The sequence below is a fragment of the Pseudoalteromonas sp. MM17-2 genome, from assembly GCF_022347945.1.
Classification (GTDB): Bacteria; Pseudomonadota; Gammaproteobacteria; order Enterobacterales; family Alteromonadaceae; genus Pseudoalteromonas; species Pseudoalteromonas ruthenica.
In genome coordinates this window covers 20,275-44,932 of the sequence record NZ_JAKRFV010000020.1, presented here as the reverse complement: position 1 = coordinate 44,932, position 24,658 = coordinate 20,275, and the positions used below count along the sequence as shown (strand labels likewise).

Here is a 24,658-nt window from a genome sequence, read left to right as displayed (position 1 = left end):
TTCGCATCTGGTACAATCAGTATGTTAAGATCAATAATAATATTTTTAGTAGTGAAGTGGACGTTAGATGAGAATATTCAAAGCCAAAAGCCCAGCTGGATTTGCTGAGGAGTACATAGTTGAGTCCATCTGGAATGGCGAGTTTCCGCCTGGCTCAATTCTTCCAGCTGAGCGTGAGCTATCGGAACTGATTGGCGTCACTCGCACTACCTTGCGTGAGGTGTTACAACGCCTAGCCCGCGATGGCTGGCTGACTATTCAACACGGTAAGCCGACGCGCGTGAACAACTTTTGGGAAACCTCAGGGCTGAACATTCTTGAGACCTTGGCCCGTCTTGATGAAGACAAAATGCCAGAGCTGACCGACCAGCTGCTTTCTGCGCGTACGAACATCAGCGCCATTTACATGCGCGCAGCGATTAAGATAGACCCAGAACGTGTAAAAGAAATTGTTGCAGATAGAGAAACTGTAGAAGACACAGCGCAGGCCTTCGCCGATTATGATTACCTTGTCCATCACCAGTTAGCTGGGGCAGGGAACAATAAAATCTATGTATTGATTTTAAATGGCTTTAAAGGTTTTTACTCTAAAATTGGCTGCCACTATTTTTCTGACCCGCGTACTCGAGAGCTGGCGCGTCAGTTCTATTCAGACTTAGCCGAGCTTGCCGAGCAGCAAGACCACGATGGCGCAATTGCCCTGATGCGTCGCTACGGCCATAAGAGTGGCCAAATATGGCAAGAGATTCGTGGCAATATGCCCGAAGATATTATGGATTAAATAGCTTAAAAGCCCGCACTAGCGGGCTTTTTTGTGCCTAAGACAAAGGCGTTGGTGTCAATCAGTTTTATCGATGATAGCTATCGCTAAATGCGATTGTTCTTTTGTGCGCAGGGTCAGTACCATATTGCGCAGAATTAGGTGCAACGTGAATTTTACGTGATGGGGTTGGTTTTTGCTTTTTCGTCACTATATTTACTTGCACATACATAAAATGCTTTGACGCATTTGCCGTCAGAGCCACTGTGTTAACGATAAACTCAAACTATTGGAGATTACAATGGGTGTATTAGTAGGCCGCAAGGCACCAGATTTCACAGCAGCTGCAGTGCTAGGTAACGGCGAGATCGTTGAAGACTACAACCTACACGAAAAAATCAAAGGAAAGAAAGCGGTTATCTTTTTCTACCCACTTGATTTCACATTCGTTTGTCCTTCTGAACTTATTGCTTTCGACAAGCGCTATGAAGAGTTCCAAAAGCGTGGTGTTGAAGTAATCGGTGTTTCTATCGATTCACAGTTCTCACACAACGCATGGCGTAACACTGCTGTTGCTGACGGCGGTATCGGTAAAGTTAAATATGACCTTGTTGCTGACGTGAAGCACGAAATTTGTCAAGCGTTCGACGTAGAGCACCCTGAAGCGGGCGTTGCTTTCCGTGGTTCTTTCCTAATTGACGAGGAAGGCACAGTACGTCACCAAGTAGTTAACGACCTACCGCTAGGCCGTAACATCGACGAGATGCTGCGCATGGTCGACGCTCTAGCGTTCCACAGCGAGCACGGTGAAGTATGTCCAGCTGGTTGGACTGAAGGTAAAAAAGGTATGGACGCAAGCCCTGAAGGTGTTGCTAAGTTCCTATCTGAAAACGAAGGCGACCTATAAGTCGACCCAAGGTTTCAAGAAAAGCCGCGCTTTAGCGCGGTTTTTTTATGCCTGAAAACAGCTGTAAGCCTGTACTACAATAACTAAAATCGGTACCTTCATCATAACTTCATTCTTCTCAACTAAGATTTTAGTTTTTATAACAAGGATATGTGACATGCGCGCAGTATTTTCTATGATGCTCATTCTGTTTTGTAGTGGGGCGGCTTACGGCCAGTCGGCTACTCAAAATCCCGCCACGGTGCCCGCCACGGTCATCATTTCCATCGATGGTTTTCGTCATGACTACATTGAGCATTTCGATACCCCGGCGCTAGCTAAATTAAGCCGTCAAGGAGTGCGGGCGCTGCGAATGAAAACGGTTTATCCGAGCAAAACTTTCCCCAACCACATCAGCATCGCCACAGGTCTGCTGCCCAGTCACCATGGTATCGTGGGTAACCGTTTTTGTGATAAACAGCGGCAACAGTGCTATGCCATGGGCAAAGGGCAGGCTGATACTAGCTGGGTATCAGGCACGCCACTGTGGAACCTAGCTGAGCTACAAGGGGTGAAAGCCGCTACCTATTACTGGCCAGAATCGGATGCGCGTTTCAATGGCCGCACAGCGTCTTACTTTTATCCGTATTCTAGCCACGGCAAGCAGTCCCATCGCGTAGAGCAAATCATTCAATGGCTTAAGTTACCCAAGCAGCAGCGCCCCAAACTCATTATGAGCTACTTTTCTGAGGTTGACAGCCTCGGCCACAAGTATGGGCCGAACGCGCCGCAAACCAAGGCAGGAGCTTTAGGAATCGATCGCCTTATTGGTGAGCTGTGGCGCAGAATAAATACCGAGTTAGACACCGAGGTGAACCTAATTGTGGTCTCTGATCATGGCATGAGCGAAGTAAATCCCGATGCCGGCATTCCTTTAGCATCGCTCAACATCGATGATGGATTTAAAGTTATTAACTCTGGTACTCGGGTGGCTATTTATCAACATAAGGCGTCTACGCGCGCTTTACAGGCACTTCGAGAGCGACTACACAAGCAGGCAGCGGATCAATATCAGGTGATGAGTAAGGAGCAACTGGCTCAATATGGTGTCACTATGGGGCCGAGACAGGCTGATATTGTGCTGCAAACGCGCCCACCGGTGGTGTTTACGCAGCCTGATCATCATTATCTGGGCACCCATGGTTTTATCGATGATGACAATATGGACGCTGTGTTCTTAGCCGTGGGCCCAAGTTTCCACCAAGGGAAAACGCTGGCACAGGTGCGTAATCTTGATATTTACCCTGTGGTGGCACATATCCTCGGCTTAGAGATACTGACCCCCATCGACAGTGACGGCGCTACTTTGTGGCCAGCCTTGTTGTCACCGCCAAAGCGTGAACCTGACACGCGCAGCAACTAGGGGTTGTTGCTAGGCTGAAATCCAGGCACAAAAAAACCGCCATAACGGCGGTTTTTTATGTCATGTAAGGCTTATTGAAAGCTCACTGCTTTGCGCTCTTTACGCTGGCCACGGCCTTTAGCGTTAGGGTCGCGGAAACTACGCTTTTTGCCTTCACCTCGTGGTTCACGTGCCTCACGCGGTGCACGAGCTTCGCTTTGGCTAAGCGTCAGCTTCATAGGACGCTTGCAGATATACACTTTTTGGAAGTGCGCCAGCTTGTCCTCAGGCATGCCTTTTGGTAGCTCAACGGTACTATGAGCGTCAAATAAACGAATGTCGCCAATAAACTTGCTGGAGATATCCGCTTCATTAGCAATGGCACCGACGATATTTTTAACTTGTACGCCGTGCTCGCGACCCACCTCAATACGGTACGTATCCATTGGCGTGTTAGCATCACGACGCTCGCGGCGAGGCTTATCACCGTCGCGACGACGATCCCCTTTGCGCTCACTGCGTTCACCACGCTCTGGACGTTCCTTCGCTTTGATTTCCTCGACCTTCAACGGCGACTGTTGCTGTGCCAGATAAAGTAGCGCGGCGGCTAAGTCACCTTGGCTCAATTGCAACTTGTTACCTAGGGTATTGGCTACTTGCGCAAAGAACTCACTGTCTTTGTGCTCCAGCGCAGCAGCCACTTTCTTCTCTAGGCCATCAATACGCTTTTGCTCAACGACTTTAGCGCTCGGCAATTCTACCTGAGCGATGTCGCTCTTGGTGTGGCGCATAATGTTCTTAAGTAGGTAACGCTCATTACCCTTAACGAACAAAATAGCTTTACCTTGACGACCTGCACGGCCGGTACGACCAATACGGTGTACATAGGCTTCGCTGTCTTGTGGGATATCATAGTTAACCACTAGGCTGATGCGTTCAACATCTAGGCCTCGTGCTGCCACGTCGGTGGCAATAACAATATCAAGTAAACCATTTTTAAGGCGGTCAACGGTGCGCTCACGCGCCTGCTGGTTCATATCACCGTTTAATGGTGCGGCAGAGAAGCCTTCGCGCTCAAGGAGCTCAGCCAACTGCACAGTGTCGTTACGAGTACGCACAAATACAATGGCAGCATCAAAGTCTTCGGCTTCTAAAAAGCGCACAATGGCTTTGTTTTTGTGTACACGCGCTTGCCAGTACACTTGCTCGATAGTGGATACTGTGCTGTTGCGTGGCGTAATACGCACTTGCTCTGCGTCTTGCAAATAGGTTTTGCAAATAGACTGAATCTGTTTTGGCATGGTCGCCGAGAACAAACAAGTTTGCTTGTCTTCCGGGGTTTGCGCCATGATGCTTTCTACATCATCGATAAAGCCCATGCGTAGCATTTCGTCGGCTTCATCCAACACCAATGCGCTTAAGCGTGATAGGTCGATAGATTTACGACTGATGTGATCAAGTAGACGACCCGGAGTCGCGACAATGATTTGCGCACCGCGACGTAGGGCGCTGAGCTGAATACCGTAGCTTTGGCCGCCGTAAAGCGCGAGCACTTCTACGCCCTTAGTAAATTTTGCGTATTGCTCGAATGCTTCTGCAACCTGGATTGCGAGTTCACGGGTGGGAGTAAGCACAAGCACTTGCGGATATTTTGCATCCGCATCCAAGTTATTCAACAATGGTAAGGCAAAGGCGGCGGTTTTACCCGTGCCTGTTTGTGCCATTCCCAATACGTCCTTTTTGTCGAGTAAAAGAGGAATACATTGAGCTTGGATCTCGGAAGGAGTCTCATAACCCAATTCGCTCACTGCTTTTAAAGTAGCAGGAGAAAGGTGTAACGACTCAAAGGTGACTGGTTCTGACATTAAAACGCCTCAGGGAATTCAAAGAGGCGCGCATTGTACAGGAATGAAGCAGTAATTGCTTGTATAAATTACAACTATTTCCTATGTGCTTGGTTTTGTATGAAATTTAACCAGTGGTGTTCGTTGCGCTTAGATTTAATCACGGAGAAATTACGTAAAATTAACGGTTTAACGCATGTGTACTAAGCATGTTTTGTTGTTAAAAACGCATTAAAAACTGGCGGGCCAAAGTGAGTTTTTCAGCGCAAAAATGGTGCGCAGGAGGCAAAAAAAGCCGAGTATGATCCCGGCTTTCTTATCGTATTAGTCTTGGTACAGACCTAAATTTTCTTTCGCGTAAGCTTCGAACTCAGTGAATCCACCAATATGCGCCTGATCGATAAAGATCTGCGGCACTGTTTCACATGGTTTGCCAGCTGATTTTTCTAAATCCGCTTTGCTGATCCCTTCTTTAACGATATCGATATAGCGGTATTTGAAGTCATCGCGGCTTTGCGTCAGTTGCTCGGCAACATCTTTTGCGCGTACGCAGAAAGGGCACCCTTCACGGCCAAAAATAACAGTTAGCATAGTTCTCTCCAGTGCAGTTAATAACGTTAGGTTTGCAGTGTAGCGAGGTTCGTCGCTGGGGTAAAATAAGCAAAAGCGATTTCTATATTCGCTAAAAGCGATTAACTACGATAAACGGTTTTAATTAGGTGATAGCCAAACTTGGTTTTCACCGGCCCGTGTACTTCCAATAGCGGTTTTTTAAACACCACATCGTCAAAGGCTTTGACCATAGTGCCGCGCTGAAATTCACCCAAATCGCCGCCACGTTTTTTTGATGGGCAGGTGGAATATTGTTTCGCGAGTTTATTAAAGTCGCCGCCTTTGTCTAACTTGGCTTTAATAGCCAAACACTCTTCTTTGCTCTTCACTAATATGTGATATGCACACGCTTTTGCCATAACTGCGTCCTAAAATGAATATCGATAAGGGGTGACCACGTCGAGCACCTTTTGCTTTTCGCCCATGCCGCCAATGCGATAGGCGGTGCCTTGGTGACTCAGTAAACCCCGGTGGTCCATGGTGCCCTGTTGGGCATGCTCTAAACGTTGCCAACGATTAGTATCAGTATCGAAACGCCATACCTGATTTGACGGCGAACTGGGTTTACCATTATAGCCGATACCGTTGTAGTTATAAGGGTTAGGGGAGCCCGCCATAAACACCAGCTGGCCATTGATTGTTCCCGCTGCCATACGATAATGACTCTTGCCGGTGGGATGGCTAATCATACGCCAATCAATTTTTGTTGGCTTGTCGGGGTGGATGATCCCTTTAAAACATTGGGCTTTGCCATCGAAGCCTCGGCGTTTATCAATATAAGCAACGGTTTTTACGCCATCACACACCACCATGATATTACCTTTAATTGCACCGGCGTGACCAAATACCGGCTCGCCTAAAAATGGCGACGCTTGTTGCCAAGTATTATTAGCAATGTCATAGACTTGTACTAAGTTCACGTTGCCATCATTGTGCCAGCCACTGATCAAGTAGATAAACTTGTCTTGGTAATTCAACGCAACGCTATCATCGACAGGCACCGGCATATCCGCTAGGCGCTGGTAGCTGTTGGTTAGCACATCAAAACGATAGGCGTCGGGCGCTGAAATTTCACTGTGATCGTCGGCCACGGTATAGCCACCAAAAACATAAGCGTATGGACCGACCCCCACAGCAGTCGCCGCCAATCGGCCTTTTAATTCGGTACTGGCGGGAACACTTTTTTTACCTTGCCATTGCCCCTGGCCAATTTTTAATGCCCACACTTTATTGTGCACGTCCTCGTGACTTTTCCCAGCACCTAACCCCATGAAGCTAATAAAATAAGGCCCTTGTTCCGTTGTCACTTGGGCGACGGCATTATTGGTCACTGGCTCGGGTAACGCTGGCAGGTTTTTTGTGGCCCACGTTGGCGCGCAGAGCATGCTCAGCGCGGCGACAAAGCAATGTCGTTTATTCATCTCTACCTCGGTATTTAATGCCTAATTCACTGGAGTAGCCCATAGAGCGGGCAGTTATGCGCAGTGATTCATCAATAACATAATAGGTTGGGAATGCAGATATTTTATATTGCTTAGCGGTTTGTGCGCTACCTAAAAGTATGGGCATGGATAAAGAGAGGTCAGCGACAAAATCTTGTACTTGTTGCTCACTTTGATAATCAAGGGCAACGGCCACAGCGTTAATATCGCCATCATCCATTGCCGATTGTAAGTTAGGCATGGACACCTTGCAGATAGAGCACCATGGCGCAAAAAAGTACACCACGGTAGTTTGCCCCTGGAGTTCTTTGATGCTGTATCGCCCCTGTTCATTGAGTTGTGTTAAGGCAAAGTAAGGCGCGGGGGTGTGATCGGTACTTAGCAGATTGCGCTGTTGAAATGCACTGACAGCAAAGAAAACGATCGCAATAATAATAATCTGCAATAAAATTTTTTTCATATTTAACTTAAAATTCATAGGCTTAATAAATTAGACCGGATAGTGGCAGAAAAAATTTTGCATCTTTTTCTTGAAAATAAAGACGCTGTCCATACATCAGTTAGTGAGGACGCCGGAAAGGGTCCCAAACTAAGTAAACTTATTGATTTAAAACGTAAATGTTACTTGTTCATCGTGAAAAGTAGCAACTAATATCGCTTAATTATGAGGATATCATTATGCGTACAGTAGATTTATCACCACTATATCGTTCATTCATCGGTTTTGACCACCTTGCATCACTTATGGATGCGGCGGCACGCACCGATAAGCAGCCAAGCTACCCACCTTACAACATCGAGGCATTGGGTAAAGACCAGTATCGTATCACCATGGCGGTGGCTGGATTCAGCGAAGATGAGCTGAGTATTGAGTCAGAGAACAATACTCTGAAAGTCGCCGGTATAAAGGCTGACAAAGACGACAAGCAAGAGCGAAAATTCATTCATCAAGGTATTGCTGAGCGCAACTTCGAACGTAAGTTCCAGCTTGGCGACCACGTTAAAGTGCTCGGCGCAGGGCTTGAAAACGGGCTCCTAGTCATTGACTTAGAGCGAGAGATCCCTGAAGCCTTGAAGCCACGTAAAATTGAAATAGGCTCTGGCAATTTGCTTGAGAGCAAATAATTTCTAGTCATTCTCCCTGTGTTTACGCCGCCCAACCGGGCGGCGTTTTTGTGTGGATAAACCGATGCGTAAAACTGATAAGAAAAAAGACAACACACTGCGCAAAGCGCTGACCCGCTTTTGTAATGAACATTGTGAGCCGTTGTCAGGTTTTGAGTGGCTGACCCACGTTATTGATTGGCAGCGAACCGACAACATCAAAGTGATTGTGGTGTTCACCACCGATGAACAGTTACGTTCCTTTTTAGGCTCACAAATGCGCCCGCAATTGGAAGCGCAGTTGATGGCGGTGCTCAAGGCCGAGGACTTAGCTATGCACAACCCGAAAAAACAGATAGTCTACGACACTGAACAGCAGTGCAAAGTAGGCCACAATGGTAACTGGGCACGGCGATTAAGCCACCTTTAGAGAGGATCTATGCCTACAGCGGCCATTTTTGTAGATGTACAAAATATTTATTACACCTGCCGTGAGAGTTTTACGCGCAATTTTGACTACAACGCCTTTTGGCGCGAGGTAAGCGCTAAGTACGAAATAGTCACCGCCATCGCTTATGCCATTGATCGTGGCGATAGCAAACAACGAGAATTCCAAAATATCCTCCGAGCCATTGGCTTTGAGGTCAAGCTGAAACCCTATATTCAGCGTGCTGATGGTTCGGCTAAAGGCGATTGGGATGTGGGTATCACCCTTGATGCTATGGAGCATGGAACGCAAACGGATACCACCATTTTACTCTCTGGTGACGGTGATTTCGATATGCTCGTCGCCAAACTACGTCATGAACGTAATAAGCGCGTCGAAGTGTACAGTTGTGCACCGTTGACGGCGACATCTTTGATCAATGCCGCCAGCCATTTCCGCGCTATAGACGATACGCTATTGTTGGGCTAATTGCTCTTCCAACTGTTGCTTGGCTTGCTCTAAGGCGGCAATTTTATCCCGAGCAAACTGCAGCTGTTCCGGCGAGATGCCTTCTCGCTCCCCCCGCGCTAGCCAAGTTTTAAGGAGCGCGACTTTATCTTTTGCGGCACTGATATAGGCGCGTTTAAAGTCGTTGTGTTGGCGCTGTTGGTAGCGCTGATAAGCTTGGTGATCGTGCAAATCACCTTGATAAGCGTCATCTTGTTGCCGGTCTTTGGCGATAGGAGGCACATATTCCGGCTCTGTGATAGGCGCTTGAGCGCTTATCTGTTTAGGGGGGTCAACGGCTTGCGAATACTGTGTTTTACTCTGGCGAGCAGAGACCGCTTCTTCGGCTGCCACTGCGGGGGTATCACGCACTGACAGCAAGGTGGGCGAGTCGCTGCGGGCTTTGATAGCCCCAACATCGGCGCTCAAATACCAGGCTAGAGCGCCTATGAGCAGTATTAAAAGCACTATGACTCGTTTCATCCGGCTGCCTCCATGTGCGCGCGCCACGCCTTAAATTGTGCTTCATAGTTCTGCTGTGCCTGCTCCTTAGCGAGTGCCTCAATGGCTTGGTAACGCACCGTTTCGCTGTTTTTAGCATAGTATTCATAGGCTTTTTCCGTGCTCATTAGTACTAGCCACTTGTTTGCAGGCGTGCGTACTGGGCGCGATAAGGTATCTGTTGGCAACGTGAATGCCAGTTGCTTGGCAAATACCGGGGCGCTGTCGTTATCGCGACTTAATACGCTATTTTGTTTGCCGAATACGTTTTCTTTGTCGCCCATTGCGCTAATAAAACCCTGACTTTTGGCTTGTTGATAGAACTTTTGCGCTTGCTCATGCTGATCAAACTGAACTCCGTAAGCTCGTACTTTGGCAATATAGCGAAAGCGCTCGCGGTGACGCTCATAATAGGCAACGATATCTTGCTCTTTGATGTCCTGTTTGAGGCGCTCCAGCTCACCACTGCTGCCGTGCATGGTTCGTTGTACGCCGAGCTCGGTTAATAGGCTAGGGCGAAGAATATCTGCCAAAGCGATGTCTTGTAGGCGCTCAAGGCTGAGCTGATGGCTTTTGAGCAGAGGGCTCACCAATAGGGCGCTTTGACGAAATCGATGCCAACGTTGCAACTCGCTGTGAAATACGGACATGTCACCTTGATGCAACTTATATTTTATCTGCATCGACATGCTCTGGTAAAAATCTGCCATGTTCAAGGTGTTGGATAATGCCGTGGCATCCAGTAGCTTGATGCCTGTAAGCTTATTCACGGTGACTTGATTGAGTGCGCCATCGGCTGGGTAGTGGCCCAGTGTGCGGCGTAACCAATTATCATTGTAAGCAGGGTTAAGCGCCAACGGCGCTATGGCATTGTCGTCTAACCAGCCTTGAGCCTGCCAAGCGCTCAGTAAGTAGCGGCGCACATGATAGTGATTGTTGAAGCCCACGGTAGCTTGGCGAATCACTAACGATGGAAAACGCTGATGTGCTTGGTGTAGCAAAAAAGCATTCTCCACCAACCTTTGACGGGTGTGCGCCGCTAAATCGGCACTGTGTTGTTGGTATACAGTGCGCATAAAGCGCACTTCAGCATTGCTCGGCAGTTGCGAGAATGACGAAAAAGATAGGCCAATAAGGCCTATCCAGATAAAAATCCTGAACCCCATTAACGCTGCTCCATGGCATGGTTAAGCAGGTGCACGACCATGGCAATAGCATGAGGAATAACAAGGCGTCCGGTGTTGACCCGATCGTAGTGATCTTCAGAGTTAAGTACGATGCCGCCTTGAGCGTAACTAAACGCCCCCCCTTGCGTGAGGAGTGGGCGAATATCTTGTTGTTGTGGGTCAAGGGCGCTAAAGCTATCCATGGCATCACGCACTAGGCGCATATCATTGAGCTGCTCTTGGTCATAATAGTCTTTTACCCAACCCTCCCAACTAGAATGGTTAAGTGCTGAGGTTGTCCACGTATGGTGTGGTTGTAATAAGTCTGTGGTGTGAAAGACAAACCCTAGCACCTGCGGGTTGCCGCTTTGCAGATAGCTTTGATACCAGTACTGGCCCAGATTATCTAAAGGTTGGAAGGGCATATCCTCAAAGTCATCGTACATGCTGTATTGTGAGTGGCTATCGATACGGTAGTTGCGCTCGGTGACGCCATAGCTATTGTATTTGCTACTGTCGGCATTGAACCAACCGGTCTCACCACCTTGACCATCATCGAGGTAGTCCCCCTTGAGCCATGTGGCGGCTAGTTTATCAACATCACCCCAGACAGTGAGCTTTTGGTAATTGTAGCCGCCAAAATCATTGCCGTGCACATCGGCACCTTGGCTGTGATTTTGAAAGTGCCAATAACTGGTGTATTTAACGATGCTTTTCGCAGCACCCCAAAGTGGCGCTTGTACGCACGACCCGGTTATTGCACCGCAAAAGAAGGTATCTTCAAAGTCATCCACATCATAAGCTGACTGACCCAGTAAATCGGCGAGAATGTCCACCGACATATTGTTTTGTTGTGCATACTGCTCAAGCTCAGCATAGGCTGTGGTATTCGGGTTCTGCTGCATATAAGCAACGGCATCGATAACGATACGCTTATGGGTCTCTTGGCTAAAAGCATGTGCTTGGCTGGTGGCCGCACTTGCTATCAGTAGTGCGGCAATAAGGTGTTGTTTTTTCATAATGTTCCCGTTTTTTAAATGGTAAGTGTATTAAAATGGGAACGTCTTACATTGAGGTTACATAAAAGTTAATTATTTGATCTATTTTTATGTCTTTATAATTTCTCCACATTATCGATGCACCACTGCGCTCGTTCTAACACCTGCTGTTGCTGGCGCTTGTCTTGTTTATCCCAATTACGGTAGATCATGCCGATGCGGTGATTATTACCAAAGCGCTCACGGTGGCGAACCATAAAGTGCCAGTAAAGACTGTTAAATGGGCATGCCTTCTCGCCTACTTTTTCGCGAACGTTATAGTGGCAGTGTTTGCAGTAATCGCTCATTTTATTGATGTAGTTGCCACCACTGCTGTAAGGTTTGGTGGCAATAATGCCGCCGTCGGCAAATTGGCTCATGCCCCGGGTGTTGGGCATTTCCACCCATTCAATGGCGTCTACATAAATACCTAAGTACCAGGCATCGACGGCATCGGGGTCAACGCCAAGTAGTAAGCAAAAATTGCCGGTGATCATTAAGCGCTGAATATGGTGGGCGTAGGCATAATCAAGGCTTTGACCAATAGCATGGCTAAGACAGGCCATATTGGTTTTTCCATGCCAGAAAAACTCTGGCAGCGGCGACGAGGCCTCTAAAGTATTTAACGAACTGTATTTGGGCATGTTAGCCCAATAAATCCCACGCACATACTCACGCCAACCTAGGATTTGTCGAATAAAGCCTTCTACCTGAGCCAGGGTGATAGCGCCATCACTTTGCTCATAGGCCGAAGTGGCCTCGTTGATCACTTGCATGGGGTGCAGCATTTTACTGTTAAGCGCGAATGATAAGCGGCTGTGATAAAGGCTCCACTGGCTATCACTTTGACAGGTCATGGCATCTTGAAAGGTACCAAAACAAGGCAGTAAGTGGTCACAAAAATAGCGCAGTAACTGCTTGGCCTGTTTGCGGCTCACAGGCCATAATAGCGTGTCGCTGCCTTGGCCTATAGTACTTACCTTATGGCGGGTGATGCGCTCTTTGATACTGCGCACATCGTTGTCAAAGCATAGTGGCTGTGGCAGCTCGGTGAGGTCTTGTTGGGTTAGCTTATTGCGATTTTCTTTATCAAAATTCCACCGCTCCCCCAAAGGCTTGTCGCCCTGCATCAACACCTTAAAGCGTCGGCGCATTTTACGGTAAAACTGCTCCATAGTGTGATGCGTATCGGCCTGAAAGTAATCGCTCAGCTCATTAAAGCCCAACAAGAAGTGCTCGCTATCATAGGCATTCAAGGTGATGTCTGCTCCGAGGTTTAAGTCGCGCAGTTGCTCATATAAACGATACTCATCAGGAAGTTGGTAGCTAAGGGTATTGGCATTAAAGCGCTGCACCTGCGTCTTGAGTAGGTGCGCTAAATCATCGTAATCCTGTGTATCATCGAGAGTCAGATGAAGAACACGGTGTCCAGCTAATTCCAGGGCTTCGGCAAAGCGAGCCATGGCAGCAAAAAAAGCACACACTTTTTGAATATGATGCTGGGTATACTGCATTTCTTGGTGTAGCTCAGCAATTATATACAGTACATCGTCGCTCTTGTGCTCAAACCAGCTATGTTGCGCATTTAACTGATCGCCGAGAATAAGGCGGATTTCTTTGTAGTTTTCACTCATGAGTCACGCCTTGTTGGGGCCAGCCGGTGTAATCTTGATAGTCGATATCGCTTTGGCTCGCTTCGCCTTGCCAACGGCTAATAAACTCGCCATCGGGATCAAATTGCTGTTGCTGTTTCGCTAGATTGAAATGACGGCCGCCACGAGGGTCGGCCCCTACGCCCGCGATATATTGCCAATTGCCATAGTTGCTGGCGCTGTCGTAATCAATCAACATACGCTCAAAATAGGCGGCGCCATAACGCCAATCAAGATTGAGTTCGTTGACAAAGCAGCTAGCAACAATTTGTCTGCCCCGATTGGACATCCAGCCGGTGGTATTAAGTTCATGCATCAGGGCGTTAACCAACGCATAGGGGGTGTTGCCTTGGCACCACGCTTGGTAGCGTTGGGCGTAAAAACTAGTTTGTGGGCTGGTGCTACGGTTGCCTTGAAAGCAATATAGCTGTTTACCTTGTTTGATTGCCAGCCACTGAAAGTACTCGCGCCACAATAGTTCAAAGTAAATCCAGTACGTTGACTCGTTGGCACCGTGCTGTGCTTCATAGTCACGCAATTTGCTTAGCATCAGGCGTGCACTTAAAGCGCCGTTTGCTAACCAAGGTGACAGTGCCGTCGAAAAGTGCTGACCTTGAAGCGCGTTGCGCGTTTCTTTATAGCGACTGGGTGCATCCGTAGCAAAATAGTTCTCAAGCGCGTGTGCAGCGCTTTGTGCAAACCAAGGCGTGAGTACAGAGGTGGATGCATCACCTTGGACATAAAGGTTTTGCCTAACGGGGACGCTAGGAGCAAGCTGTGTTGGCGCTGCAAGCGGTTCATCGGCACTTAGCTCAGACTCAACGGCTTTGCGGAATTGACTAAAGGTGCTGGGTAACTCATCCACAGGACCTGGGAGTTGTGCCAAGGTGAACAGCGTATGATCATGATCTTGAATCAGCTCAATAGCCTTGTAGCGCTCTTTAATATGAGCGATAGCCATTCGCTCATCCCAGCCATGCTGATGCCCTACGCCTAGGTGAGTGATGTCATGAACGCCAACCAGTTCGTCGAGTGTCTTAAGATTATCAATGCAGCAAAGTGAGTGATGATAAGGCGCTAGTGCTTGGCCCAGGTGGTGTAGTGTTTGCTCAACAAATGCAGTGCGCGCAGGCCCTTGCTCGCGAGCATTGTAAATGGCGCGCGATGGCACAGTGAGTGTGTGCAACGGACAATACGCCAATATAAGCCGATCAACTTGTGAAGATAATCGCCTAAGTGTCTGATTGTCTTCTAATCTCAGATCGTGATAAAAAAGATAGAGCCCCGTTTTCATGGTGCACCTCGGTTATTACGAATACCGCTGTGGTACGTTTGAACGCCGCACATGGATCCTTCGCATGTGGCTATGCATCAGCTAGACTTGAGATAGGTACGCGCTCTGGCGCTTAGGAGAAAAAATGATTCGCTTGTTTGTTATAACCGTGTTTACCGCTGCTTTACCGGTGAGTGCTGGCACCACAGTATATCAATGCACCAAAAATGGCACTGTAGAATTTTCGCAGCTCCCTTGCTCTAAAGATGCCAAGACAGTGGTGGTTAATACCATTGCCGCCGACACTTCAAGCGCAGATAAGCCGCAAAGCGACAGTGATATTGAGGGGTATATACGCAATCAGCAGGCGGATAAAGAAATTGCCCAACACCGCGATAAAATTGAGACTTACACACGTCAAATGCAAGAAGAAATTGCGCGCTTGAAAGATCAGTCAGATGCCCAAGTTAATAACCTCACTGGAGCTGAAAAAGATCAAGCCATTGCCAAAGAAATGGAGGCGGTGAGTAAGCGTTATCAAGCGTTGATCGATCGGGAACAAATGCATATTGACCGTTTGCTGGCCCAAAAAGAGATCTTTAAAGACAGTGCAGCAAATGCCCCAGACAGCATCGACAGTTTTATTCGCTTGCAGCAAATTGACCGCGATATGCGCCAGCACCTGGATAAAATTGACACCTACCACACGCGTCTAGACAATGAATTAGAAGCGCTGCAAGAGGAAGCGGCGCAAACACCGGATAACCTCGTTGATGCTACTTATGACAATGCCTTGTCGCAACGTATGTCAGCAGTGACGGCTAAGTACACCACCTTGATTGATGTTGAACAAAAAGGGTTAGCGCGCCTATCTCAAGAGCGTGCCGAATTAATGCAAAAAGCCAAGGAAAACAAAGACACGAACTGATGTCCACCAGCGCGATTCTGAGACTCGCGCTGGTGGAGTAAGGTTAGCTTTTGAACTTCAGCTCTAGAGGGCTAACCCAATTGCGCCATGCTCAGTGCACTATCGACACTAATAACAGGCGCTTTGGCGAAGAAATTAAAATCAGTGCTCGTTGTCCATGTGTAAGCGCCCATATTAGCGGTAAATACTCGCTCGCCATCCTGCAGTTGCGCCATATTCACATGCTCTGTAATGACATCTATGCTATCGCAGGTTGGCCCCGCTAAAACACACGGCTGCTCTGGGGCTTGGTGCAAAGTGTAAAAGCGTTGCGCAGGCTCGCCGTACACGCGGCCGCTAAACGCACCATATACGCCATCATCCATATAATACCAAGGCTTACCGTCGCGCAGGCTTTGGCCCATTACACTCATTACGTGCACCATGGCCGAGGCAACAATATAACGACCAGGTTCTGCAATAAAATGGGTGGTTTGCGGCCACTGCGCCAACGCTTCGCGAATGGGTGCACAATAGCTATCGATATCAATGTTGTCGTTTTGATAACTCACCGGAAAGCCACCGCCAATATCCAATGTATTCATGGCAGGCAAACCCGCGCGTCGAGCTAATTCAAAGACTTCTTTACATTGCTCTATTGCTGCCACGTATTTATGAGGATCGCGCGTTTGTGAGCCTACATGGAATGACAGCCCGCGCACGCGAATACCCATGCTATGAGCTTGTTGCAACAATGGCAAAGCTTGTGCTGGTGTTACGCCAAACTTTTTCGACAAATCAGCAGCCGCATCTTCATTTAAGAAGCTTAAGCGCAGTAACAGCTCAACCTCATGGTTATAAGGCGCAAACTTATGTAACTCATTGGCACCGTCGAATACAAAGGTATTGCACCCATAAGCCAAGGCATGCTCAATATCGGCCATGCGCTTGACCGGGTGAGTGTGAATGGTTTTACTTGCTGGCACAGCACACTGAGCCACCAAATCCACTTCACCATTGGTCGCAAGGTCAAAACTGCCGCCCAGCGCGTCTAAGGCGCGTACCACATCTGCATGAGGTAGGGGCTTTAGAGCATAGTGTAAAGTCACCCCCGGAAGCGCAGCATGAAGCGCTAGATAGTTTTCGCGAACACGGTCAATATCCAGCACCAGTAAAGGGGTACCGTATTGATTGGCAAGTTGGTCGGCTTGTACGAATTGCTCGGTAAATGAGTGAGCAGGAGCTCGCAAAGAAGAAACAGACATAATAACTCCAAAATTGAATTTGGATAGTTACTCTTCGCCTTGGCTGGAGGGCTGTACTAGGATTGGCTATCGAATTAAAGTGGCGCAATAATAGTTAAATTATCGCGCCATGCAAGCAAAAATTTAAAATATTTTTAGTCTTTAATTTTCAATAGCTTATTGGGCTATATCAAAGGTAACTTGAGCGTCTTCACCGCTTGTCACCGTGACTGTCTGTTGCTGATACAGCGTAAACGACTGATCGAGGATTTCGGCGTCATCAATGTGTGCAGCACAAGTGTAGGCTAGCTGATATTCACCTGGAGCGACAAAGCCGATTTCGAACTCATAACGTTCATCTTCCTCATCGTAGCTCACGCCACCGGTCGCGATAGGTGCATCAGCCGCAACCGTTTCGCCATCAAGGTACAAATCTTTAGGCTCACTGACATCGCTATAATAGAGATATACGGCATGACCAAACCCCCCGGTGGCAGGCGCGATATCTGCATTGTCAGTTTCGCAGTTTTGTACCAACTGCTGGCTAACTACACCCTCGATATCTTCCACCTGGGCAAGGTTTTCTAGGCGAATTCCTGTGGGTTTAAGCTTAACTTCGTTACTGTTACTTGGGTTGACCAAAGATTTTTTCAGGTCAAACTCAAGCACGAAGTCGTTGTCACCACTGACCAAAGTGAAGTCATTAATTTGAATTTCACCGATGCCGTCATTGCCCTTACGGGTGACAACAAGTGGCACGACAGTGTCATCGTTATAAACCAGATGTGAAGTCATCTCGATATTGGCCATGTCGCCATTGACTATATCAGCGCGCAGCCATTCGTAGTCACCGGCAGCAACAAGCTCATCATCGATAAGCGCAAACACATCATCACCAGTGTAGTCCAGTAAGTTTACCATCACGGGTTGATCTGGGTTCTCTTCAGAGCGGGTCTCAAAGGTTGGCATCTCACCATCGCCCGCGTTTAAGGTAATGCTGTCAAAGGCAACCCACACTGCTTTAACGTTACTTACTGGCGCATCAGATACGCCTAACGAGAACTCTGCTTGTGTCGGCTCTGGGTTGGTGATGTTGTCGTCATTATCGTCCGAACTCCCACAGCCACTAAGTAAAACGGCGCTAATTGCACTCGCAAGAATCAGTTTATTCATTAAATGTACTCCGTCAGATTGCCCACTTATCGAGCGTAGCAAAGTTACCTGAACACTGTTTTAACTGTGTGCCGCGAGGGAGTGATAAATTTCTTGATAGCCTTGCTTGTGGTTATCAAACAGGAACTGGCGCAGCTGTTTTTTGTTGGTGTTACGTATAAATGTGACAGCAATGAGTGAGCCTTGTTGCCGCGCTTTTTGCATCTCCAATTGCATTGGCGGATAGTCTGGCAGGATTAACTTGGCTGTGGCCCTTTGTGGCGCATGCTTGATTTGCTCGGCATCAATCACCGCGCCTGTAGAGGATAAAGAATGAATAGGAAGCTTTCGTCCGTCGTCGGTGAGCAAGTAAATACTCGTGGGATTATCAAAGCGCCAGCTGCGGTGCTGCCCGAGAGCCTCGAAAATTTCAGGTGCTTCCAGCGCGGGCTGTAAATCACCGTTTGCGGTTAATGACAGCGACAGTGGAAACCAAAGTTCAAAGTGCCCGACCTCTGCCAACATACATAACCCAGGCTGCTCAAATAGGGAGGCAACATAATCCGGTAACTCCGAACGAAGGGACAAGCCGGTGGTGTTAACATCGTCGCCTTGCAACGTGTTTTCGCTAAATACCTGCTGGAAAAAAGCCAGCTCTTGTTCGGTGAACTCCATCTCTGTACCCCAAATAACCCTTTGCGACTATAAAAAAATAAGATCAAATATGCAAAATTTGGGCGCAAATTTAGCAGACACTTGCTGAACGTTTAAAGAACAACAAATTATAACCTAGAGCGTTATTCTAATTTTTGAATTAAATTGAATTAGTTTTGCTTAGTCTGCTTTGTGGCGAATGTCTTACAAAATTTTAAAAACAGGCAACTAGAAGACTGATTTATCGATATTTATAAGCCCGAAAAATCCCCGTTATACACCCAAGTAAACGGCCGTTTAGGGAAATGTTTAACGTTCATAAACGTGCTTCATCATAAACAAACGTTTTAAATCCCCAAATCTCAGTTAGTCTTTTCATCGTTGTTTGAAGCACACCAATAACGGGTCAGGATGCGAAAGCAAAACGTGATAAAAATCTGTAAGTTGGCGCTAATGCTAGCAAGTTTAGATGGCTCCATAGCCACCGCAAATGAAGTTAGTCTAGCCATGTATGGATATATAAAAGCCCGTTGTTCTGTTGCGTTTCATCAACATGATGTTGAGTTGAGCAATACAAGGTCCTCTCAGGCTGAATTGGATTTACGCTGTAATTCACCCATGACCCTAACGCTTTATTCTCAAAATGGGGGGTTAAGCCATCATAACAATGATGTGTTAGTGCCTTACCGAGTGACGTTGACCGTGCCGAAAGCCAAACGGGAAACAGTATTTTCAGCCTTGCAATTAAAGCAAGGAAAGGCGATTCACTTCGAGCAGGTGCTGTTCTCTGAACGCGCTTCTCTCGCGGTACAGCTGCAGCAGCAATTGGTTTTTGCCGGGCGCTACAGCGACGAAATTCGTCTTGAAATCACGCCTGATCTATATGGTCGAGGCCTATAACGATTATTATTTAAGCAAAAGGACATTACACATGAAAACAGTACTTATCTCTGCTGCGATTGCTCTGACTCTTAGCGCAACGGCGCATGCTTCAAGTAGCCTGAATCTTAATGGACAAGTTGATTCGGTATGCACCGTTTCTAACTTGACCAACAGCCAAACCTTCTCTTCTTTAAGCTCTGGTGCCACAGCGATGTCAGACGTGACATTGCTATGTAACGATGCTGATGGCGCGACTGTGAGCCTGACTTCAGCAGAAGGGAATCTGCAAAATACCGACAATGAAAACCGTGGTATTGACTACAAAGCCTCTCTTAGTGCTGGCGCCGTTGCCCTACAGTTAATGGCCGACACCGGTGAAAACGAGAAGCGTGTTAGCGTTGATGTTGACGGTTCAGAAGAGCTTGCTCGCGGCGTCAATGGTCAAATTCAGCTAGAGCTATTAGAAGATGCCTTGTATGCAGGCACTTATTCAGACACGCTGCAAATTGCTATTACCGCGCGTTAATCCAATTTCCATGTTGAGTTGGGCAGCCTTCGGGCTGCCTTTTTAGGTTTATGTTATGAGAATTGTACTGCTTACTCTTTTACTTTGGATAGCCGCCCCAGTTTACGCGTTCCAAGTACAGCCTATGGTGGCCGAGCTTGCGCCTATGGGCAAGCAAGCGCAGCGTAATATGCGTATCGTAAATATTGAGGATACGCCTCTGACGGTGGAAGTCAGTGCTAAGAACTTGGTCATTAACAGTCAAGGTGAAGAGCAACTCACCAATAATGACAGCGACTTCTTAATTCTGCCAATGACAGCGGTGATTCCACCAGGGCAAGCGCAAACAATCGTCGTGCGTTACATTGGTGAGCCGGCGCTAGCCGCATCGAAAGCATACCGTATTGTTATTGACCAAGTGGCTCTGCCAAATCAAACGCAGTCCTCTGTAGGTATGGCTCTGAGCTTTCGTACTTTATTTAATGTGGCTCCTGAAGACGCTAAAGCAAATCTTGCGATTACTGACATTCGTAGCGACGAAAAAGCGTGGCAGGTCAATATCAGCAACTCAGGTAACAAGTATATTCGCCTTATTAAAACCAAATGGATACTACAACAAGGTGAAGAACAACGAATAGTACAAGGTCCGGCGCTGTCTGCGGCTTTGCAAACCAGCTTTATTCCTCCCAATAGCGCGCGCGTGATTGGGTTTACGCCTCCTCCTGGGTTTAAAGCTGAAACCACAAAAGTGCGCATAGAGCCCTTGAGTAACTAGTATGGCTAAGTGGTTGTTGTTCTTTGGCACTCTGATCACCAGCCACCTGCTAGGTGCTGTCGAGGTCACACCCATGGTGCAGCATATTAGCCATAAGCCGGGGAGCCGTGGTTATTTTGTTATTCATAACCCAAGTAATCGTGAGTTTGCGTTTGAGCTGGGTGTTGAGCGTATTCACTTTCAAGATCAAGGTTATAGTTCGAGCGAAAGTGATGACCTGATGGTTTTTCCGCCAGCAATGATTTTAAAGCCAGGGCAGTCGCAGCGTGTTCAGATAGTGGTCGACAACATGCCAGCTAACGGTGTAGAGGCTAGTTACTTCGTGCGGTTATTGCAGCAGCCGCTGATATTATCGCAGCCACAACTGCAGATGTTATTAGATATTAATGTTGTTGTGCACTTGGATGTAGCGGGTGCAGGCAGTGATGTGCGCATAGTGGACTCGAACATTACTGCGCACAAGGCAAGCTTAACGCTTCATAACCAGGGAAACGCGAGAGCATATCTTAGTTCACTACCTCTGGTACTTATCAGCGCTGATGGTGAAAAAGTTCTTTTACGCGACAGTGATATTGCGCGGCTCTCTGAAGACAGCTTATTGCCCGCCAAGAGCAGCCGCAATATTAGCTTAAGCTCGCAATGGCATCAGTATTTACTTTCAAAGGCAGTAGGGAAGGCGCCATGGCGGCTCGCGTTGCGCCAGTAATTAGCCTGTGCTTATTGTTACTGATTGGCTGCTGTTGCTCCGTTGCTCATGGGGCGCTGAATCCAACAGGCCAAGACCTGGATTTGAGTGTGGAGCTTGTCGTAAATGGTGCTAATTTGAGTGTGGTTGATATTCGCATTGCAGCAGATGACACCATTTATGTTGATAGTGATGAGTTTACACACGCGCTAACACCACTCGTACTGCCGACAATCACAGGCTCATTAGCGCAGCCACAGCAAAAATGGTTACCGTTGCTTGCATTACGTGAGCAGGGCATTCGCGTGCAATTCGATATGAGTCAGTTTCTGCTCGTGACCTCTATTGATCGTCAGCTATTGCAAAGCCGCACGGTGTCAGCGGCGCAACAGCAACCGTTCTTGGAAGCGCATAAAATGGCTCCCTACAGTGGTTATCTCAATAACTATCTGAGCGTTATTAAAGAGCAAGCATCCAAAGAGAGCCTCAGTGAGGAGCAATTTACCTGGCGCACCGAGCTTGCGCTGCGTGCCCATGGTTGGCTGTTGGAGTCGGAGCAGCAACTTCAACACGGACGCTCGGCTCGGGCGAGTCGATTAGGAACTCGTGTCAGCTATGACTATGCGGATATAGGAGCGCGCCTTAGTCTTGGTGATAACTACGTACTCGGTGGCTACTTTCAGGGCAGTGAGTCGAGTTTAGGCGTTGCCTTTGTTAAAAACTTTGCGCAAATTACACGCCACTCCCCACGTCCCTCCGCTTCACAGAGCTTCACTCTTGAGCGCCCCTCCAGCATTGATGTGATCGTTGAACAGCGAGTCGTAAAACGTTTACAGCTTGGCCCCGGAGTCTACACGCTTGCCGATATTCCGTTGCAAGAAGGCAGCAATGATGTGTCGTTAAAAATAACGGATGATGCGGGTAAAGTGGAGGTGATCGAGTTTGATATTACCACCGGCTTAGATTTGCTCGCCCAAGGCGATTTGCAACTGCAAAGCTTTGCTGGTGTATTAAGTCAAGCCTCAGCAACGGGGTATGACTACCTTTGGCAGCAACCCTTTATTAGCGCGAGCTTTGACTATGGGTGGTCGCCTAATCTAACTCTAGGCGCTGGGCTGCAATGGCATGAGCAAAGTAGGCAACTGAGCGCTCGAGCTACCTATGCAATGCCGTGGTTTATTGCCGCCAGCGAATATGCGTTGAGTCATCACTCTCACTTAGAAGCTGCACAGGCCTACCGAGCATCTTTACGCAGCTACCGAACTAACTCTGGCAGCGAATTTCAGCTCGGTTACGAATATGTAGCGAAAGCCTACACTCCGCTGCAGATAAGTACTGTTAAAGCGGCTCGCTCATTGCCAGTGCAGCACCAGTGGCAGTTTGACTACAGCTATGTATTCGATAACGCCAACACAGTTAACTTCTCCCTCAATGCGCAAAAACGTCATCGACAAGGTAGCAAGAAACAATCTTGGCAGCGCAGTGCCACTTTGAGTGTAGGCGGGCATAGTTGGCAGCAAGGTTGGTCTTGGCGAGTATTTACTGGAGTTCGTGATGAGGGTCAGCGGGATTACAACTTAGGTTTCAACATCAGTTATCAATTTGCTCAAGGTAAGCGCCTACGTTTGTACGCACAACAGCGAAAACACCTTGAGCGCTTAGAATACAGTTTCCAGGGGAGTGCTCAACATATTGGTGTGAGCCAATTCACGGCTGGCATTGAAAACAGCATTGATTATCAAAGCGCCGTCGATGTGAGCATGCGATACAATGGCAACCGTTTTGGTAGTGCACTGGATCATGGCAGCTTTTATAAGCGTTTACAGGCTGATGAAGGGCGGCATCAAACCCGTCTCTCACTCTCAACGGCCCTGGCGTTCGCGCAAAATCAGTGGGGGGTGGGGCGTACAATTAACGATAGTTTCGCTTTAGTCGATACGCACTCGAGCTTAGATGGGTTGAAGGTACGTTTGACCGACCAAGGTCAAGCAATACGCGTTAAAAATGATGGCTTAGGGAACATGTTACTGCCTGATCTTAATGCCTATAGCCAAGGCGGAGCAGCGGTAGATATCCCTAACTTGCCCATTGGCTATGACATTGGCACAGGGTTATTGCGATTCTATCCGCACTATCGCTCCGGTCATTACATCAAGGTCGGCTCCAGTGCCAATATTACCGTGATGGGAACACTTATTGATGACGATGAGACGCCCCTTGCTTTAACCGTGGGTGAAGCGATATGTGGTGATGATGTGAAAGCTTTTTTTACTAATCGTCAAGGACGTTTTGCTATCACCGGCATGAGACCGTGCCACTATCGCATTCGTTTTGATGATACTCACTTACCGAGTGTTTCGCTGGAAGTTGAGGGTGAACAACAATTGCAAAGAAAAGGGGTGATTTATGTGCGTTAAATGGGTGTGTTTAGTATTAGCGCTTGCTGCTTTGCCAAGTACAGCACAACAAAGCTGCACGGATATGCAACTGCACATTGAAGAGCTCAGCGACACCTTGGCAAGCTATCGCTCTCAGAGCACGGCGCAAGCGAGCTATCGATTACGTATTACGCCTAGGCAACATGAAGGCTGTGAATTTCAACTTAGCTTACACTCTCAGCAGCAGTTCCGCCTACATGGGGATAAGGCGCGCCTTAGTTACGATGTGCACAACGACCAAGGTCAGGCACTGGCGATGCCTATACATGTGCGCGGCGCTCAAAGCACCATTATCAATCTCAAATTAAGGCGTCAACAATCAGCACTTGCTGGGTTCTACGAAGACACTCTGCTTATTACCGGGCACTTCCAAGGGCAACTAATAACGCAAGCAAATGTGGTGGTTGATACTCATCTGCCACAGCGCTTTTCGTTGACCTGGTTAGGACACAATGCGCGCCAAGCGAGTGTCAATCTTGGTGAGCTGCGCAGTAACAAAGAGTATCATCACCTTCCTAGTTTACAGGTGCGTAGCAACACTGACTTGCGGTTATTGATGCGCTCACAAAACCAAGGGTATTTACTGCATGACACGCAAAAACCTGCTTGGCGTATTGGCTATTCGCTAGCTGTGGCTGGGCGTTGGTACGACCTACAACATGTGCGACAATTGCCAATCGCTGCACAGCAGTCTACTCAATTGCTGCCACTGGCCATTCGCTTACAAGATTTTGAACGTCAAGTGGCAGGCCGATACCGCGATATTATTTACTTTCGAGTAGAGCCTCGCGAGTTGTAATTGT

At 47.8% G+C, this 24,658-nt stretch carries 26 protein-coding genes; 13 read left to right on the top strand and 13 right to left on the bottom strand.

Annotation, left to right across the window (positions count from 1 at the left end):
* Positions 1-67 precede the first annotated feature (67 nt).
* The 3 genes from fadR to MHM93_RS15080 all read left to right on the top strand — a co-directional run bounded on the left by fadR (position 68) and on the right by MHM93_RS15080 (position 3,069).
* Positions 68-781, top strand: coding sequence for a fatty acid metabolism transcriptional regulator FadR (gene fadR, locus MHM93_RS15090; RefSeq protein WP_022945083.1), 714 nt, complete (start codon positions 68-70; stop codon positions 779-781).
* Positions 782-1,061: 280 nt separating this feature from the next.
* Complete coding sequence (locus MHM93_RS15085; RefSeq protein WP_022946413.1) at positions 1,062-1,667, top strand: peroxiredoxin C; 606 nt, start codon at positions 1,062-1,064, stop codon at positions 1,665-1,667.
* Between the two features lie 157 nt (positions 1,668-1,824).
* Positions 1,825-3,069 carry an ectonucleotide pyrophosphatase/phosphodiesterase gene (locus MHM93_RS15080; protein WP_053911178.1) on the top strand — a complete coding sequence of 415 codons (1,245 nt, stop codon included), beginning with the start codon at positions 1,825-1,827 and terminating at the stop codon, positions 3,067-3,069.
* Between the two features lie 71 nt (positions 3,070-3,140).
* Here MHM93_RS15080 and MHM93_RS15075 read toward each other — a convergent pair whose 3' ends face one another.
* The 5 genes from MHM93_RS15075 to MHM93_RS15055 form a co-directional block, all read right to left on the bottom strand.
* On the bottom strand, positions 3,141-4,913 hold the full coding sequence (locus MHM93_RS15075; RefSeq protein WP_152441031.1) for a DEAD/DEAH box helicase: 1,773 nt from the start codon (positions 4,911-4,913) through the stop codon (positions 3,141-3,143).
* 303 nt (positions 4,914-5,216) lie between these two features.
* Positions 5,217-5,483: a GrxA family glutaredoxin gene (locus MHM93_RS15070; protein ID WP_022946410.1), complete on the bottom strand. Its 267-nt coding sequence runs from the start codon at positions 5,481-5,483 to the stop codon at positions 5,217-5,219.
* A 101-nt stretch (positions 5,484-5,584) separates the two neighbouring features.
* Positions 5,585-5,863: a peptidylprolyl isomerase gene (locus tag MHM93_RS15065; RefSeq protein ID WP_022946409.1), complete on the bottom strand. Its 279-nt coding sequence runs from the start codon at positions 5,861-5,863 to the stop codon at positions 5,585-5,587.
* A gap of 9 nt (positions 5,864-5,872) precedes the next feature.
* Positions 5,873-6,895 (bottom strand): galactose oxidase, encoded by a 1,023-nt coding sequence (locus MHM93_RS15060; protein ID WP_239449670.1) that lies wholly within the window; start codon positions 6,893-6,895, stop codon positions 5,873-5,875.
* Positions 6,896-6,917: 22 nt separating this feature from the next.
* A complete protein-coding gene (locus MHM93_RS15055) occupies positions 6,918-7,406 on the bottom strand; it encodes a TlpA disulfide reductase family protein (RefSeq protein ID WP_239449648.1) in 489 nt (162 codons plus the stop codon).
* Between the two features lie 218 nt (positions 7,407-7,624).
* On the opposite strand from MHM93_RS15055, the gene MHM93_RS15050 reads away from it, so the two are divergent.
* The 3 genes from MHM93_RS15050 to MHM93_RS15040 all read left to right on the top strand — a co-directional run bounded on the left by MHM93_RS15050 (position 7,625) and on the right by MHM93_RS15040 (position 8,966).
* Positions 7,625-8,071, top strand: a complete 447-nt coding sequence (locus MHM93_RS15050; RefSeq protein ID WP_022946406.1) for an Hsp20 family protein — start codon at positions 7,625-7,627, stop codon at positions 8,069-8,071.
* Between the two features lie 64 nt (positions 8,072-8,135).
* Positions 8,136-8,480, top strand: coding sequence for a Fis family transcriptional regulator (locus tag MHM93_RS15045; protein ID WP_239449647.1), 345 nt, complete (start codon positions 8,136-8,138; stop codon positions 8,478-8,480).
* 9 nt (positions 8,481-8,489) lie between these two features.
* Positions 8,490-8,966: an NYN domain-containing protein gene (locus MHM93_RS15040; RefSeq protein ID WP_239449646.1), complete on the top strand. Its 477-nt coding sequence runs from the start codon at positions 8,490-8,492 to the stop codon at positions 8,964-8,966.
* On the opposite strand, the gene MHM93_RS15035 is transcribed toward MHM93_RS15040, so the two are convergent.
* The 5 genes from MHM93_RS15035 to MHM93_RS15015 all read right to left on the bottom strand — a co-directional run bounded on the left by MHM93_RS15035 (position 8,952) and on the right by MHM93_RS15015 (position 14,634).
* On the bottom strand, positions 8,952-9,467 hold the full coding sequence (locus MHM93_RS15035) for a hypothetical protein (RefSeq protein ID WP_239449645.1): 516 nt from the start codon (positions 9,465-9,467) through the stop codon (positions 8,952-8,954). The two genes, MHM93_RS15040 and MHM93_RS15035, sit on opposite strands and share 15 nt — an antisense overlap.
* Positions 9,464-10,651, bottom strand: a complete 1,188-nt coding sequence (locus MHM93_RS15030; RefSeq protein WP_239449644.1) for a peptidylprolyl isomerase — start codon at positions 10,649-10,651, stop codon at positions 9,464-9,466. The genes MHM93_RS15035 and MHM93_RS15030 overlap by 4 nt, the downstream gene beginning before the upstream one ends.
* On the bottom strand, positions 10,651-11,670 hold the full coding sequence (locus MHM93_RS15025) for a phospholipase (protein WP_239449643.1): 1,020 nt from the start codon (positions 11,668-11,670) through the stop codon (positions 10,651-10,653). The genes MHM93_RS15030 and MHM93_RS15025 overlap by 1 nt, the downstream gene beginning before the upstream one ends.
* A gap of 95 nt (positions 11,671-11,765) precedes the next feature.
* Positions 11,766-13,322, bottom strand: coding sequence for a cryptochrome/photolyase family protein (locus MHM93_RS15020; protein ID WP_239449642.1), 1,557 nt, complete (start codon positions 13,320-13,322; stop codon positions 11,766-11,768).
* The gene (locus MHM93_RS15015; RefSeq protein ID WP_239449641.1) at positions 13,315-14,634 is read right to left on the bottom strand and encodes a DASH family cryptochrome; all 1,320 of its coding nucleotides are present in this window, start codon (positions 14,632-14,634) and stop codon (positions 13,315-13,317) included. The genes MHM93_RS15020 and MHM93_RS15015 overlap by 8 nt, the downstream gene beginning before the upstream one ends.
* Before the next feature lie 124 nt (positions 14,635-14,758).
* On the opposite strand from MHM93_RS15015, the gene MHM93_RS15010 reads away from it, so the two are divergent.
* Positions 14,759-15,541 carry a DUF4124 domain-containing protein gene (locus MHM93_RS15010; protein WP_239449640.1) on the top strand — a complete coding sequence of 261 codons (783 nt, stop codon included), beginning with the start codon at positions 14,759-14,761 and terminating at the stop codon, positions 15,539-15,541.
* Positions 15,542-15,612: 71 nt separating this feature from the next.
* Here the strand turns inward: MHM93_RS15010 and MHM93_RS15005 are convergent, their stop codons facing one another.
* From MHM93_RS15005 to MHM93_RS14995, 3 genes are all read right to left on the bottom strand, one after another.
* On the bottom strand, positions 15,613-16,785 hold the full coding sequence (locus tag MHM93_RS15005; protein ID WP_239449639.1) for a type III PLP-dependent enzyme: 1,173 nt from the start codon (positions 16,783-16,785) through the stop codon (positions 15,613-15,615).
* 156 nt (positions 16,786-16,941) lie between these two features.
* On the bottom strand, positions 16,942-17,937 hold the full coding sequence (locus tag MHM93_RS15000) for a DUF4382 domain-containing protein (protein ID WP_239449638.1): 996 nt from the start codon (positions 17,935-17,937) through the stop codon (positions 16,942-16,944).
* 60 nt (positions 17,938-17,997) lie between these two features.
* Positions 17,998-18,591 carry a hypothetical protein gene (locus MHM93_RS14995; RefSeq protein ID WP_022946395.1) on the bottom strand — a complete coding sequence of 198 codons (594 nt, stop codon included), beginning with the start codon at positions 18,589-18,591 and terminating at the stop codon, positions 17,998-18,000.
* Positions 18,592-19,023: 432 nt separating this feature from the next.
* Between MHM93_RS14995 and MHM93_RS14990 the strand changes: the two genes are divergently transcribed.
* Genes MHM93_RS14990 through MHM93_RS14965 form a run of 6 tightly spaced genes read left to right on the top strand, consistent with a single transcriptional unit; the run spans position 19,024 to position 24,654 of the window.
* On the top strand, positions 19,024-19,470 hold the full coding sequence (locus MHM93_RS14990) for a hypothetical protein (RefSeq protein WP_138547593.1): 447 nt from the start codon (positions 19,024-19,026) through the stop codon (positions 19,468-19,470).
* A gap of 31 nt (positions 19,471-19,501) precedes the next feature.
* Positions 19,502-19,978, top strand: a complete 477-nt coding sequence (locus MHM93_RS14985) for a hypothetical protein (RefSeq protein WP_151172444.1) — start codon at positions 19,502-19,504, stop codon at positions 19,976-19,978.
* 55 nt (positions 19,979-20,033) lie between these two features.
* Positions 20,034-20,732, top strand: a complete 699-nt coding sequence (locus MHM93_RS14980; protein ID WP_151172445.1) for a molecular chaperone — start codon at positions 20,034-20,036, stop codon at positions 20,730-20,732.
* A 1-nt stretch (position 20,733) separates the two neighbouring features.
* A complete protein-coding gene (locus tag MHM93_RS14975) occupies positions 20,734-21,438 on the top strand; it encodes a hypothetical protein (RefSeq protein WP_239449637.1) in 705 nt (234 codons plus the stop codon).
* Positions 21,414-23,834: a fimbria/pilus outer membrane usher protein gene (locus MHM93_RS14970; RefSeq protein ID WP_239449636.1), complete on the top strand. Its 2,421-nt coding sequence runs from the start codon at positions 21,414-21,416 to the stop codon at positions 23,832-23,834. The genes MHM93_RS14975 and MHM93_RS14970 overlap by 25 nt, the downstream gene beginning before the upstream one ends.
* A complete protein-coding gene (locus MHM93_RS14965; protein WP_239449635.1) occupies positions 23,824-24,654 on the top strand; it encodes a hypothetical protein in 831 nt (276 codons plus the stop codon). The genes MHM93_RS14970 and MHM93_RS14965 overlap by 11 nt, the downstream gene beginning before the upstream one ends.
* Positions 24,655-24,658 lie beyond the last annotated feature (4 nt).

What these genes read in the sequence shown, in the direction of transcription:
- MHM93_RS15015 (WP_239449641.1), bottom strand. Translation starts at nt 14,634, where the DNA reads ATGAAAACGGGGCTCTATCTTTTTTATCACGATCTGAGATTAGAAGAC.
- MHM93_RS14970 (WP_239449636.1), top strand. Translation starts at nt 21,414, where the DNA reads ATGGCGGCTCGCGTTGCGCCAGTAATTAGCCTGTGCTTATTGTTACTG.
- MHM93_RS15065 (WP_022946409.1), bottom strand. Translation starts at nt 5,863, where the DNA reads ATGGCAAAAGCGTGTGCATATCACATATTAGTGAAGAGCAAAGAAGAG.
- MHM93_RS14985 (WP_151172444.1), top strand. Translation starts at nt 19,502, where the DNA reads ATGAAAACAGTACTTATCTCTGCTGCGATTGCTCTGACTCTTAGCGCA.
- MHM93_RS14980 (WP_151172445.1), top strand. Translation starts at nt 20,034, where the DNA reads ATGAGAATTGTACTGCTTACTCTTTTACTTTGGATAGCCGCCCCAGTT.
- MHM93_RS15075 (WP_152441031.1), bottom strand. Translation starts at nt 4,913, where the DNA reads ATGTCAGAACCAGTCACCTTTGAGTCGTTACACCTTTCTCCTGCTACT.
- MHM93_RS15050 (WP_022946406.1), top strand. Translation starts at nt 7,625, where the DNA reads ATGCGTACAGTAGATTTATCACCACTATATCGTTCATTCATCGGTTTT.
- MHM93_RS15070 (WP_022946410.1), bottom strand. Translation starts at nt 5,483, where the DNA reads ATGCTAACTGTTATTTTTGGCCGTGAAGGGTGCCCTTTCTGCGTACGC.
- MHM93_RS15080 (WP_053911178.1), top strand. Translation starts at nt 1,825, where the DNA reads ATGCGCGCAGTATTTTCTATGATGCTCATTCTGTTTTGTAGTGGGGCG.
- MHM93_RS14975 (WP_239449637.1), top strand. Translation starts at nt 20,734, where the DNA reads ATGGCTAAGTGGTTGTTGTTCTTTGGCACTCTGATCACCAGCCACCTG.
- MHM93_RS15025 (WP_239449643.1), bottom strand. Translation starts at nt 11,670, where the DNA reads ATGAAAAAACAACACCTTATTGCCGCACTACTGATAGCAAGTGCGGCC.
- MHM93_RS15020 (WP_239449642.1), bottom strand. Translation starts at nt 13,322, where the DNA reads ATGAGTGAAAACTACAAAGAAATCCGCCTTATTCTCGGCGATCAGTTA.
- MHM93_RS15045 (WP_239449647.1), top strand. Translation starts at nt 8,136, where the DNA reads ATGCGTAAAACTGATAAGAAAAAAGACAACACACTGCGCAAAGCGCTG.
- MHM93_RS15030 (WP_239449644.1), bottom strand. Translation starts at nt 10,651, where the DNA reads ATGGGGTTCAGGATTTTTATCTGGATAGGCCTTATTGGCCTATCTTTT.
- MHM93_RS15040 (WP_239449646.1), top strand. Translation starts at nt 8,490, where the DNA reads ATGCCTACAGCGGCCATTTTTGTAGATGTACAAAATATTTATTACACC.
- MHM93_RS15085 (WP_022946413.1), top strand. Translation starts at nt 1,062, where the DNA reads ATGGGTGTATTAGTAGGCCGCAAGGCACCAGATTTCACAGCAGCTGCA.
- fadR (WP_022945083.1), top strand. Translation starts at nt 68, where the DNA reads ATGAGAATATTCAAAGCCAAAAGCCCAGCTGGATTTGCTGAGGAGTAC.
- MHM93_RS14965 (WP_239449635.1), top strand. Translation starts at nt 23,824, where the DNA reads ATGTGCGTTAAATGGGTGTGTTTAGTATTAGCGCTTGCTGCTTTGCCA.
- MHM93_RS15035 (WP_239449645.1), bottom strand. Translation starts at nt 9,467, where the DNA reads ATGAAACGAGTCATAGTGCTTTTAATACTGCTCATAGGCGCTCTAGCC.
- MHM93_RS14990 (WP_138547593.1), top strand. Translation starts at nt 19,024, where the DNA reads ATGCTAGCAAGTTTAGATGGCTCCATAGCCACCGCAAATGAAGTTAGT.
- MHM93_RS15010 (WP_239449640.1), top strand. Translation starts at nt 14,759, where the DNA reads ATGATTCGCTTGTTTGTTATAACCGTGTTTACCGCTGCTTTACCGGTG.
- MHM93_RS15005 (WP_239449639.1), bottom strand. Translation starts at nt 16,785, where the DNA reads ATGTCTGTTTCTTCTTTGCGAGCTCCTGCTCACTCATTTACCGAGCAA.
- MHM93_RS15000 (WP_239449638.1), bottom strand. Translation starts at nt 17,937, where the DNA reads ATGAATAAACTGATTCTTGCGAGTGCAATTAGCGCCGTTTTACTTAGT.
- MHM93_RS15055 (WP_239449648.1), bottom strand. Translation starts at nt 7,406, where the DNA reads ATGAAAAAAATTTTATTGCAGATTATTATTATTGCGATCGTTTTCTTT.
- MHM93_RS14995 (WP_022946395.1), bottom strand. Translation starts at nt 18,591, where the DNA reads ATGGAGTTCACCGAACAAGAGCTGGCTTTTTTCCAGCAGGTATTTAGC.